This window comes from Streptomyces sp. NPDC001832, from assembly GCF_040297265.1.
Taxonomy (GTDB): domain Bacteria; phylum Actinomycetota; class Actinomycetes; order Streptomycetales; family Streptomycetaceae; genus Streptomyces.
The window spans coordinates 81566-93883 of record NZ_JBEOYU010000013.1 but is presented as its reverse complement, the minus strand read 5'-3'; the positions used below and the strand labels follow the sequence as shown (position 1 = coordinate 93883).

At 69.4% G+C, this 12318-nt stretch carries 8 protein-coding genes and 1 pseudogene; 7 read left to right on the top strand and 2 right to left on the bottom strand.

Going from position 1 to position 12318, the window contains the following annotated elements; all coding sequences use genetic code 11:
* The first annotated feature begins 114 nt into the window (after positions 1 to 114).
* The 4 genes and pseudogenes from ABT115_RS13555 (at position 115) to ABT115_RS13540 (ending at position 3840) form a co-directional block, all read left to right on the top strand.
* Positions 115 to 1734, top strand: coding sequence for an MFS transporter (locus ABT115_RS13555; RefSeq protein WP_351788072.1), 1620 nt, complete (start codon positions 115 to 117; stop codon positions 1732 to 1734).
* A 234-nt stretch (positions 1735 to 1968) separates the two neighbouring features.
* A pseudogene (locus tag ABT115_RS13550) lies at positions 1969 to 2739 on the top strand (acyl-CoA dehydrogenase family protein); the annotation flags it as partial.
* An 11-nt stretch (positions 2740 to 2750) separates the two neighbouring features.
* Positions 2751 to 2948: a hypothetical protein gene (locus ABT115_RS13545; RefSeq protein ID WP_351788069.1), complete on the top strand. Its 198-nt coding sequence runs from the start codon at positions 2751 to 2753 to the stop codon at positions 2946 to 2948.
* Between the two features lie 268 nt (positions 2949 to 3216).
* Positions 3217 to 3840: a TetR/AcrR family transcriptional regulator gene (locus tag ABT115_RS13540; protein ID WP_351788067.1), complete on the top strand. Its 624-nt coding sequence runs from the start codon at positions 3217 to 3219 to the stop codon at positions 3838 to 3840.
* An 83-nt stretch (positions 3841 to 3923) separates the two neighbouring features.
* Here the strand turns inward: ABT115_RS13540 and ABT115_RS13535 are convergent, their stop codons facing one another.
* Positions 3924 to 7139, bottom strand: a complete 3216-nt coding sequence (locus ABT115_RS13535) for a cytochrome P450 (RefSeq protein ID WP_351788064.1) — start codon at positions 7137 to 7139, stop codon at positions 3924 to 3926.
* 451 nt (positions 7140 to 7590) lie between these two features.
* Positions 7591 to 7722, bottom strand: a complete 132-nt coding sequence (locus tag ABT115_RS13530) for a hypothetical protein (protein WP_351788062.1) — start codon at positions 7720 to 7722, stop codon at positions 7591 to 7593.
* Between the two features lie 174 nt (positions 7723 to 7896).
* Here ABT115_RS13530 and ABT115_RS13525 point away from each other — a divergent pair, with 174 nt between their 5' ends.
* From ABT115_RS13525 to ABT115_RS13515, 3 genes are all read left to right on the top strand, one after another.
* Entirely contained in the window at positions 7897 to 9006 is a 1110-nt protein-coding gene (locus ABT115_RS13525) for an NAD(P)H-dependent flavin oxidoreductase (protein WP_351788059.1), read from the top strand.
* Positions 9003 to 10553 carry an acyl-CoA synthetase gene (locus ABT115_RS13520; RefSeq protein ID WP_351788056.1) on the top strand — a complete coding sequence of 517 codons (1551 nt, stop codon included), beginning with the start codon at positions 9003 to 9005 and terminating at the stop codon, positions 10551 to 10553. The genes ABT115_RS13525 and ABT115_RS13520 overlap by 4 nt, the downstream gene beginning before the upstream one ends.
* A 158-nt stretch (positions 10554 to 10711) precedes the next feature.
* Positions 10712 to 12211 (top strand): acyl-CoA synthetase, encoded by a 1500-nt coding sequence (locus ABT115_RS13515; RefSeq protein WP_351788054.1) that lies wholly within the window; start codon positions 10712 to 10714, stop codon positions 12209 to 12211.
* The last annotated feature ends 107 nt before the right edge of the window (positions 12212 to 12318 follow it).

Below are 12318 nucleotides of genomic sequence, written 5' to 3'. Positions count from 1 at the left end.
GGGCAGAGTGGGAGGGGCATCGGGCAGCCGCGAATTCCCCGGCGTCTGCCTGGTGCCTCCACAAACTGCCGGGCCCCGCTCGGTCCCCTGACGGAGTAGACGGAAGGTTCAGTGATGGATACGAAAACGACCAGCGAGGCTCCCGCGAGGGCGGGGCGGCGGGAGTGGATCGGCCTGGGCGTTCTGGCCCTGCCCACGCTCCTGCTGTCCCTGGACGTCAGCGTGCTGAACCTGGCCCTCCCCCACCTGAGCGCGGACCTGGGCGCCAGCGCCACCCAGCAGCTCTGGATCATGGACATCTACGGCTTCATGATCGCCGGGTTCCTGATCACCTGGGGCAACCTCGGCGACCGCATCGGGCGGCGCAAGCTGCTGCTGTGCGGCGCCGCGGCCTTCGGCGTCGCATCGGCCCTCGCCGCCTACGCCGACAGCCCCACCACCCTGATCGCCGCCCGCGCGGTCCTCGGCATCTCGGGGGCGACGCTGATGCCGTCCCTGCTGGCGTTGATCGGCAACATGTTCCACGACCCCAAGCAGCGGGGCACGGCCATCGGCGTCTGGATGAGCTGCTTCATGGGCGGCATGGCGCTCGCCCCGGTCGCCGGTGGCACGCTGCTCGACCGCTTCTGGTGGGGTTCGGTGTTCCTGCTGGGCGTGCCGGTCATGGTGCTGCTGCTGATCCTCGGCCCGCTGCTGCTGCCCGAGCACCGCGACCCGACGGCGGGCAGGACCGACCTGCCGAGCGTCGTGCTCTCCCTCGCCATGATCCTGCCGGTCATCTACGCGGCCAAGAAGCTGGCCACCGACGGATTCGCGGCGACGACGCTGCTGCCCCTCCTCGCCGGGGTCGTCATCGGCGTCGTGTTCGTCCAGCGGCAGCGCAAGCTGGCCAGCCCGCTGCTGGACCTGCGGCTGTTCCGGAACCGCACGCTCAGCTCCGCCCTCGGCGTCGCCCTGCTGTGCTCCGCCACCATGGGCGGCGTGACGCTGCTCGTCTCCCTGTACCTCCAGCAGGTGGCGGGGCTCTCCCCGCTGGAGGCAGGGCTGTGGCTGGTGCCGTCCTTCGCCCTGGCGATCGTCGGCAACCTGGCCGCGCCCAACCTGGCGCGCCGCATCCGGCCGGCCTACGCCCTCGCCATCGGCCTGCTGGTGACGGCGGTCGGCCTGCTGCTGATCACCCAGGTCGACGACAAGGGCGGCATCGCCCTGGTGGTGACCGGATACGCCATCGCGTTCGCGGGCACCAGCCCGATGGGCGTGCTGAGCACCGAACTGGTCGTGGGCTCCGCACCTCCCGAGAAGACCGGCTCGGCCGCGGCGATGTCGGAGACGAACGGCGAGTTCGGCATCGCGATGGGCGTCGCCGTCCTGGGCAGCGTCGGCGCGGCCGTCTACGGAGGCCGGATGGACGACAACATGCCCGCCGGCGTTCCGGCGGGCACCGCCGACACCGCGCGCGACAGCCTCTCGGGCGCTTCGCAGGCCGCCGCCGATCTCCCCGGGGCCGTGGGGGAAGACCTGCTGTCCGTCGCCCGTGAGGCTTTCACCCGCGGGCTGCACATCGTCGCCGTCTCGGCCGCCGTCGCCATGGTCGCCTTCGCCGTGCTCTCCGTCGTGGTGCTGCGGCACGTACGCCCCAGCGCGGAGAGTGAACAGCAGCCCGACGGCACGGCCGACGAGACGGCTGGCAAGTCGGAGCCCAGCACGGTCGGAAGAGCCACTACGCAATCCTGACGATGTGCGGGTGCGGGCCCCGTTGCCATGCTCGAGGCGCTTCATCCGGATCTCTTCACCCGAGAAAAAAAGAGGACACGGTGCTGACGGCTCAGACGACGACGCGAGAACAACTGGTCCGCAACGCGACGGAGTCGGCCTCCACGCTGCGCGAGCACGCCGACTGGTCGGAGGAGAACCGGCGGATCCATGACAAGTTCATCCAGGTCCTGACCGACGCCGGCCTCTTTCCGCATGCGGGCGCCCGCTCAGTACGGCGGTCACCAGTCCGACACCCGCACCCTGTACGAGGTGGCGGTGGAGCTCGGCCGGGCCGACGGCTGCGCCGCCTGGACGGCGTCCGTGTACTGGATCTCGAGCTGGATGGCGGGGCTGTTCCCCGACGGGGCGCAGGCGGAGGTCTTCTCCACCCCCGACGTACGGATCTGCGGGACGCTGAGCCCGACGGCGACGGCCGCCCCGGCGGACGGCGGCATCGTGGTCGACGGGCGGTGGGGGTTCATCACCGGGGCCCTGCAAGCCCACTGGCAGCTCATCGTCGCGGTCCTGATCCGTGCGGACAGCGAGCCCATGCCCTTCATGGCGCTCGTGCCGATGGAGGACCTGACCGTCATCGACGACTGGTACACGGCGGGGCTGAAGGGCACGGGCAGCGTCACCACGGTCGCCGAGGGGGTGTTCGTCCCGGAGGAGCGGGTGCTGCCGCTGGGCGCGGTGTTCCAGGGCCAGTCCGCCTCCCAGGCCAACGCGGGCCAGTCGATCTACCGGGCTCCGCTGCTGCCGGTCGCCGCCGCTTCGTCGGTGGGCCCCGTCGTCGGGATGGCCAAGGGCGCCATGGACGCGTTCCTCCAGCGGCTGCCCGAGCGGAAGATCACCTACACCTCCTACGAGCGGCAGAGCGATGCCGCGCTGACGCACCTCCAGGTCGCGGACGCGGCGATCAGGATCGACGAGGCGGAGTTCCACGCCCACCGGCTCACCGCTCAGGTGGACGCCAAGGCGGCCGAGGGGGCCGAGTGGACGCTGCTGGAACGGGCCAGGGCACGCGCCGACATGGGCGCGGTGTGCCGGCGAAGGAGGCCGTGGACATCCTCAACACGGCCAGCGGGGCCTCGTCGATCCGCCGGGACGTCCCGATCCAGCGGTTCCAGCGCGACGTTCAGGCGGTCAACCTCCACGCCCTGATGCATCCGAACACCAACGCCGAGCTCTAACACGTACTCACGGCCATTGCCGTGAACATCGAACGCCTCGGCGGCCGGTCAGTGACCGAGGAAGCTTCTTCATTGAGACCGCCGACCGTCTTCCAGACCTTCCTGGACCAGAACGACATCCCCCGGTCGAAGTCCTGGCGGACTCCCGGTACCTGAGTCCGACCATCCAAGATCCCCGGCAGAGTCAAGGTGAGGCGACAGCAGGCTCGTCGGCGCTCCGACTTGATCTGCCGACTTGTTCGTAAGATCAAGTCGATATAATCCGCGTATGGCTCATGTTTCCGCGGCCGAGCGCCGACCCCAGCTCATCAAGGCGGCCATCGACCTCATGGCGAGGAAGGGCGCGGCCGCCGGAAGCACGCGTGCTATCGCTGCCGAGCTCGGCGTCGCGCAGGCCACGGTCCACTACATCTTCGGCACGAAGGAGGACCTGTACCGCGCGGTCATGGACCAGCTGACCGAGGACCTGATCGCGCAGGTCGAGCAGGCGGCTCCCGAGGACGCCGGTTTCGAGGAGACTATTGCTGCGCTGGCCGGCGCCCTGTGGCGCATGGTGAGCGAGGAGTCGACCAGCTACCACCTGCTGACGGAGCTGTCGTTGCTGGCGCTGAGTACCCCCAAGCTGAGTGTGGCCGGCCAGGCCCACTACCGCGGAGTCATCGAGGTGACGGCGCGGCTGATGGGCGAGGCGGCGACGCGCGCCGGACACGAGCTGTCCCAGCCCGCGGAGACGGTCGCTCGTTTCTTCCTCGCCGGCTTCGACGGGCTGACAGTACAGCACCTCTACGCACCGGACGCGGCCGCCGAAACCCTGGGTCTGAGGAGCCTGGTTTCCGCGACCACGGCTCTGGCCACGGGGCAGTTGGGCCTCGCGGAAGTACCGACGGACTGAATCGCCACAAACGGCCACGGCCACGGGCGCGCTATGCGTCCGTGGCCGTGGCCGTTTGGTTGAGCGGGGTGGGGCGGCTGTGGTCAGCCGGGCCAGACGTCCTCGACGTAGTGACCGGACTCGGTGAGGGAGGTCAGCCAGGCGGCAGCCTCCTTGTCGGATGTGCCTGTGTTCTCGCGGTAGATCGCCATGAACGCCTCCCGCACTGCGGGGGCCATGCGGCGGCCGTCGCCGCAGATGTAGACCCGGCCGCCGGCTTCCAGCGCGGCCCAGACCTCTTCGCTCTCGCGCGCGATGCGGTCCTGGACGAAGCGGGCGCCGCCCTCGGGCACGCGCGAGAAGGTGGGGCGCATGCTGACGGCTCCGGCCGCCTCAGCGGCTTCGAACTCCTCTCGGTGGAGGTAGTCGACGTCGGGGTGGTCGCAGCCGAAGTAACACAGCAGCATTCCGGTCGACCGGGTGTGCAGCCGGTCGAGGACCGCACCGCGGAAGGGCGCCAGCCCGGTGCCTGCGCTGACCAGGATGACCGGCGTGGACGGGTCCTTGGGAAGCTGGAAGGCCTCGCTGCACGGCAGCACCCGGGCCTGGAGGGTGTCACCGGCGGTCACGGTCTGGACGTGGTGCGAGGCGATGCCGTGGAAAGTGCCCTCGCCGCTTCGGTGGGGTGCGGCGAGCAGCGACACCATCAGGTCCACCTCGCTGGGAGAGGCCTCGGCGGACGAGGAGATCGAGTAGTGGCGCGGGCGCATGACCGGCAGCAGCTCCAGGAAGAGTTCGAAGGGCAGCTCGCAGGCGCGGTACCGCTCCAGCAGGTCCAGGATGCTGCGTCCGGCGGCCGTCACCTGCTCGTGGAAGGTCTCGGGGGCCGCCGCAGCGAGTTCGGCCAGGGGGCGCTTCTCGGGCGGGCAGGCGGTGTGCTCGGCGAGCACGGCGACCTGCTCCTGGGTGGCGGCGTCCTGCAACTCCACGAAGTCGGTCAGCAGCCGGCGCAGCGTCAGCGGGCGGTCGACGGGCAGGGTGTTGCGGCTGCGGCGGCGTGCCTGCAGTCGGACGGTACGGTCCAGGCCTAGACCGAACCGGTCGGCGACCCGCTGCACGAGGGCGTCCGGGTTGCTCGGGAGCACGGCCAGGTGGTCGCCGGTGCGGTAGGTGACGCCCTCGGGCAGCCGCAGCCTCAGGAAACGCTTGGAGCGGCCGAGCTGATGGTCCATGTCCACGAGCTCGTACGCGTCGAGCACCTCCATCGACTGTACGCCGTGCCGTGTCGCAAGTCCGTCGATGACCGACTCGGTGGTGTCCTGGAGTTCGTACAGGCCCTGGTCCTCCTCCGGCTCGGCGGCCGCCGCGGTTTGGGCCGCCGGGTCGCCGTACCGCTCCAGCAAGGCGGTCCACAGGTCGTCCGTCCACCGGTCCACCGCGCCCGCGAAATCACCGGAGGCATCGGCAACGCCGCGCTCCAGCAGTGACGTGGCGCCAGCCGCCGCCAGGCGCTCGTCGATGAGGGTGGGGATCCGCTGATAGGTGGCCGCCCAGTTGCGGTCGCCGGCACCGAGCACGGCGTACGGGACACCGTCGAGCGAGCCGGGCTCAAGTCCCTCCAGCGACGCGACGAACTCAGCGGCGTCGTCGGTGGGCTTGCCGTTGTAGGAGGCGGCCACGATCACCACCGGGCCCTGCGCGGCATTCAGCTTGCCGACGTGGCCGTTGAGGGGTGCCACGGACGGGGCGAACCCATGCTCGGCGCCGGCCGCCGCCAGATCGCGGGCGATGCCCGCACAGGTGCCCAGGTTGGAGCCGTGCAGAACGGTGAGCGCGGTGCCCGCGGCCCTTCGGGCCGCAGACCCGTCCTGGCCGGCGGGGGCGCTGCTCGTGGCGGCTACAGGCAGACGGCGCTCGCCGCCGGGTCGCCGGGCCAGCGTGAGGGCGAACTCGCCGGGCTTGATGGTGAGGGTTTGCTTGATCTTCAGCTGGTAGTCGGCGTGGTCGATCAGCCGGTAGCGGTGCACCAGCAGACCGAGCAGCATGGTGGCCTCGTGCAGGGCGAACTGGCGTCCGATACAGGCGCGTTCACCGTTGCCGAACGGCTTGTACAGGTGGACCGAGCGCTTCGCCTCCTGCTCGGGTGAGAAGCGCTCGGGGTCGAACAGCTCGACGTTCTCACCCCAGGCGGGGTCGCGGTGCAGGGCCGGGGCGTAGATCGTCAGCGCCTCGCCCTTGCGCACGGGGTACTTGCCGCCGATGACGGTGTCCTCAAGGGGCTCCACGCCAAAGCCGACCGCGGTCGGCCACAGCCTCAGGCTCTCGTTGAGCACCTGGCGGATGTAGGTGAGCTTGCCGATGTCGCCGTAGTCGGGTTCGGGGGTGTCCGTGTCCCCCCACAGGGCGTCCACCTCGGCCTGGGCCCGCGCGAGCACCTCTGGACGCTTGGTCAGGTAGTACAGGGCGAAGGACAGGGCGCCGCTGGTGGTCTCGTGCCCGGCAATGAGGAAGGTGATCACCTGGTTGCGGATGTTCGCGTCGTCCAGGAACTCGCCGGTCACCTCGTCCCGGGTGTGCAGCATCCGACCGAGCAGATCGTCCGTGCTCGTGTCGTCGGACGCCCTGCGCTGCCGGATGACATCGTCGACCAGGTCCGTCATCAGCTTGGTGTCCCGGCGGAACTGCTCGGCCTGCCTCCTCCTGAACACTTCCGTGCCCGGGAGGGACTGGAGCTTCTCCTGGGTGAAGACCAGCGCCCGTGACATCGCTTCGACGAAGGGGTGCAGCTTGTCACTGCGGAACGACTGGAAGTCGTAGCCGAAGCCGCACAGCCCGATGGTGTCGAACGTCAGCCGGGTCATGTCCTCGGGGACGTCCATTGCCTGCGCCCCGACGGCCTGGTCCCACTTCGCGATAAGGGATCGCGCGACCCGGAGCATGGTGCCGTGGTAGCTGCGCATCGCGCCGAGTGAGAACGCCGGCATGAGGATGTCGTGGGCCTTGCGCCAGTTCGGCTCGCCGTTGAAGGCGGTGAACAGGCCGTCCCCGGCGAACTTGCGGATCTCGACCAGGTCCGGAAGCACGTTCTTACGGAACCGGGACTCGTCCGACAGCTCCGTCACCAGATCCAGGCCGCCGACCATGACGATCTCGGTCCCGAAGGCGCGGACCCGGAACACCGGCCCCAACTCCTTGATCTCCTCCATCACGTGGGCGTGGAATTCGGCAGCGTTCTTGGGCCAGTTGAGCGCGTGGCCGATCAGGGGCAGCGCCTTGCGCTCGGGTATCGCCTGGGCCATGGCCACGGACGCGTGAGTCATCAGCGTGCCTTTCGTTCCGCATCATCAATCGCTTCTCGACCAAGATACAGACGAGTTTGTCACTCGACCAAGTCCATCGATTGTGTCGAGCGACATGACCACGCGATGGAACTATCGGCCGGCGGAAAACGTTGGCCGCCGTCGACTGACATCCAACTTTGTCTATCGACCTGGTCGCTCGACCAAGTCGCATGCGCGGCAGCTGGCCGGAGGGGTGTGCTCGAAGACGTCGGTCATGGGCACAGAGTGCCGAACGGACCGTGCTGTCAGCGAAGACACGGCTGTGCCCCGGGCCAGGGCACTGATCCGGGGCACAGGGGGTTGGGTGAAAAGCTGATCACCGGTAGTGACACAGGCCCAGCCGGTGGACACCGTACCGGGGCGCGGCTGCGCGGTTAGCGCGGCCTCGTTCGGTAAGGAGCGGCGGGCTGCCGCGAGGTTGAGGGCCCACCTAGTGTCCTGCGTTTCGTTTCACCGGCCGCTCGTCTTCCTCGGCCGGTGTGATCTTGAGGGTGTTCTCCAGGATCCACTGCTGTACAGGCACCAGCTGCTCCCACCCGAACCGCTGCGCGTTCACCCTCACGCACTGGTCGCCATTCGCCCAGGAGGTGCTATTTCGCCCTCCACTGCGCTAAACCCCGCCGCAGAGATTACTGTCACCCCCGCCGTCACGGAGGCCCCCTGCGGCACAAAAGAATCTGACACTGCATCAGAAATTCTCTTCCCTCGGATGTCCGGCTGCGGCATCCTGCGGCCCATGGAGACGGAGCTGAGCAAGAAACTGGGAGTCGAGCACGCCATCTTCGGCTTCACGCCGTTCCCCGCGGTGGCCGCGGCCATCACCCGGGCCGGCGGATTCGGCGTACTCGGCGCGGTCCGCTACACCGCCCCCGACGACCTCGCGCGCGACCTCGACTGGATGCAGGAGCACACCGACGGCAAGCCGTACGGTCTCGACGTCGTCATGCCCGCGAAAAAGGTGGAGGGAGTGACCGAGGCCGACGTCGAGGCGATGATCCCGGCCGGACACCGCCAGTTCGTCCAGGACACCCTCGCCAAGCACGGCGTACCGGAACTCCCCGAGGGCGAGACGTCTGGCTGGCGCATCACCGGCTGGATGGAGGAAGTAGCACGCAACCAGCTCGACGTCGCCTTCGACTACCCCATCAGGCTCCTCGCCAACGCCCTCGGGTCGCCGCCCGCCGACGTCGTTCGACGCGCCCACGACCGGGGCGTGCTCGTCGCCGCCCTCGCCGGGAGCGCCAAGCATGCCCGCCACCACGCCGACGCGGGCATCGACATCGTCGTCGCCCAGGGGTACGAGGCGGGCGGACACACCGGCGAGATCGCCTCCATGGTCCTGGTCCCGGACGTGGTCGACGCCGTCGGACCGCTTCCCGTGCTCGCCGCCGGCGGGATCGGCAGCGGCGAGCAGATCGCCGCCGGACTCGCCCTCGGCGCCCAGGGCGTCTGGCTCGGCTCCCTCTGGCTGACCACGGAAGAGGCCGACCTCCACTCCCGCGTGCTGACCCGCAAACTCCTTGCAGCGGGCTCCGGCGACACCGTCCGCTCCCGCGCGCTCACCGGCAAACCCGCACGCCAGCTCCGTACCGAATGGACCGACGCCTGGGACGACCCGGCAGGGCCCGGCCCCCTTCCCATGCCGCTCCAGGGGCTGCTGGTGGCCGAGGCCGTCTCACGCATCCAGAAGTACGAGACCGGCGCGCTGCTCGGCACCCCCGTCGGCCAGATCGTCGGCCGGATGAACAGCGAACGCAGCGTGCGGGCGGTTTTCGACGACCTGACCCGCGGCTTCGAGCGAGCCGTGGACCGGATCAACCGCATCGCCGGACGGAGCGCCTCATGACCCCACCCCCCAACGGCTTCTGGGCCCAGGCCGCCGCCGATCCCGCCCGTACGGTCCTGGTCGCACCCGACGGCGAGAGCTGGACGGCGGGCCGGCTGCACACCGCAGCCAACCGCCTCGTCCACGGACTGCGGGCGGCCGGGCTCCAACGGGGCGATGCCTTCGCGGTCGTCCTGCCCAATGGTGCCGAGTTCTTCACCGCCTACCTCGCAGCCACCCAGGCCGGCTTCTATCTCGTACCCGTCAACCACCACTTCGTCGGCCCCGAGATCGCCTGGATCGTCTCCGACTCCGGAGCCAAGGTGCTCATCGCCCACGAGCGCTTCGCCCAGGCGGCGACCGCGGCCGCGGACGAGGCGACGCTCCCGGCAAGCCACCGCTATGCCGTGGGAACGGTCGACGGCTTCCGCCCGTACGCCGAACTGCTCGAAGGACAGCCCGACGTACCGCCCGAGGCCCGCACCCTTGGCTGGGTCATGAACTACACCTCGGGCACCACCGGCCGCCCGCGCGGCATTCGCCGTCCGCTCTCCGGCCGGCTCCCCGAGGAGAGCCACCTCGGCGGATTCCTCGGCATCTTCGGCATCAAACCTTTCGACGGCAACGTCCATCTGGTCTGCTCGCCGCTCTACCACACGGCAGTCCTCCAGTTCGCAGGCGCGTCCCTGCACATCGGGCACCCGCTGGTCCTGATGGACAAGTGGACGCCCGAAGAGATGCTGCGGCTCATCGACACCCACCGCTGCACTCACACGCACATGGTCCCGACCCAGTTCCACCGCCTCCTCGCCCTCCCCGACGAGGTGAAGCGGGGATACGACGTCACAGCCATGCGCCACGCCATCCACGGTGCAGCACCCTGCCCCGACCACGTCAAACGGGCCATGATCGACTGGTGGGGGCGGTGTGTCGAGGAGTACTACGCGGCCAGCGAGGGCGGCGGCGCCTTCGCCACCGCGGAGGACTGGCTGAAGAAACCGGGCACGGTCGGCAGGGCCTGGCCGATCAGCGAACTCGCTGTCTTCGACGACGACGGCAACCGCCTGCCGCCCGGCGAGCTCGGCACCGTCTACATGAAGATGAACACCGGCGGCTTCAGCTACCACAAGGACGAGACCAAGACGAAGAAGAACCGCATCGGCGACTTCTTCACCGTCGGCGACCTCGGCATCCTCGACGAGGACGGCTGCCTCTTCCTCCGCGACCGCAAGATCGACATGATCATTTCCGGTGGTGTCAACATCTATCCCGCCGAGATCGAGGGTGCCCTCCTCAGGCACCCCGCGGTCGCCGACGTGGCCGTCTTCGGCATTCCGCATCCCGACTGGGGTGAGGAGGTCAAGGCGGTCGTCGAACCGGCCGGGACACACGAGGCGGGGGACACGCTGGCCGCCGAGCTACTGGGCCACTGCGAACACCATCTGGCCGGGTACAAGCGCCCAAGGAGTATCGACTTCATCGAGGAGATGCCCCGCGATCCCAACGGCAAGCTGTACAAGAGGCGGTTGCGCGACCCGTACTGGGAAGGGCACCAGCGAGCATTGTGAACCGCTGTCCGCCCGGGCCATGCAGGCGCGGCGCCGCGCCTGCACGGCCCGGCGCACGTCCGCCCAGGCACGCAGCGACTTCACCCGGTCGGCACCCTCGACCCCTGTCGACATCCCGGCCCCTTGACCGCCGGGTTCCGGCCGCACAGGATCACGCCATGACAGGTGTACGGAGCAGCACAGTCGATGGCGTCGTGGCCCGCAGCGCCCGGCGCACCCCCGCGAGCACCGCCCTGCGGTACGCGGAGAGGTCCTGGACCTACGCGGAACTCGACACGGCCGTCAGTACCGCGGCGGCGGTGCTCACCGGCGAGCACGAGCTGCACCCCGGCGACCGGGTCGCCTGCTACGCGCACAACTCCGACGCGTATCTGATCGGCTACCTCGCGTGTGCCCGTGCGGGCCTGGTCCATGTGCCGGTCAACCAGAACCTCACCGGCGAGGACCTCACGTACATCCTCGAACAGTCCGGCAGCGCCCTCGTCCTCACCGACCCGGACCTCGCCGACCGGATTCCGGCCGCGTTCTCCGTACGCGCGCTGCGGGACGCACCGGACTCCCTCCTGGACGCCACCGCCGCCCCGCGTCCCTTCACCCCGGAGCGCGAACCAGCCGCGGGGGACCTCGTCCAGCTGCTCTACACCTCGGGCACCACAGCACTGCCCAAGGGCGCGATGATGACCCACGGCGCGTTCGTCCACGAGTACCTCAGCGCGATCACGGCGCTCGATCTGCGCGCCACCGACCGGCCGGTGCACTCACTGCCGCTCTACCACTCCGCGCAGATGCATGTGTTCCTGCTGCCCTACCTCGCGGTCGGTGCAGTGAACATCATCCTCGACGCACCCGATGTGAGCCGGATCTTCGACCTCGTCGAGACGGGGCAGGCCGACAGCGTCTTCGCGCCGCCGACCGTCTGGATCGGCATCTCCCAGCACCCCGGATTCACCACCCGCGAACTCGGCGCACTGCGCAAGGCGTATTACGGCGCGTCGATCATGCCCGTACCCGTACTGGAACGGCTCTGCGACCGGCTACCCGCGTTGGCCTTCTACAACTGCTTCGGACAGAGCGAGATCGGCCCGCTCGCCACCGTCCTCGGACCGGACGAGCACGAGGGCCGGATGGACTCCTGCGGCAGGCCCGTCCTCTTCGTCGAGGCCCGGGTCGTGGACGAGCACGGCAAGGAGGTCCCCGACGGCACGGCCGGTGAAGTGGTCTACCGCTCGCCCCAGTTGTGCGACGGCTACTGGGACAAGCCCGAGGAGACCGCGGAAGCTTTCCGCGACGGCTGGTTCCACTCCGGCGACCTCGCCGTGCGCGACGCGGAGGGCTTCTTCACCGTCGTCGACCGGGTGAAGGACGTCATCAATTCCGGCGGCGTCCTCGTCGCCTCCCGCCAGGTCGAGGACGCCCTCTACACCCATCCCGCCGTTGCCGAGGTCGCGGTCGTCGGGCTGCCCGACGACCGCTGGATCGAGGCTGTCACCGCCGTGGTCGTGCTGCGCGGCGAAGCGACGCAGACCGAACTCATCGACCACGCCCGCGAGCGGCTCGCCCATTTCAAGGCCCCGAAGAAGGTCCTCTTCGTGGAGGAACTGCCGCGCAACGCAAGCGGCAAGATCCTCAAACGGGAGCTGCGCGACCGGTTCGCGTAGGGGGCTCGGTGAGTGTTGCGAGGGCGGCGTCCGGCGCCCCGGCTTCGGATTGTGCCGGGCCAGGTCCGAAAGAGGAGGCCTGCCTAGGGCGTTTTTCGAAAGTAGCG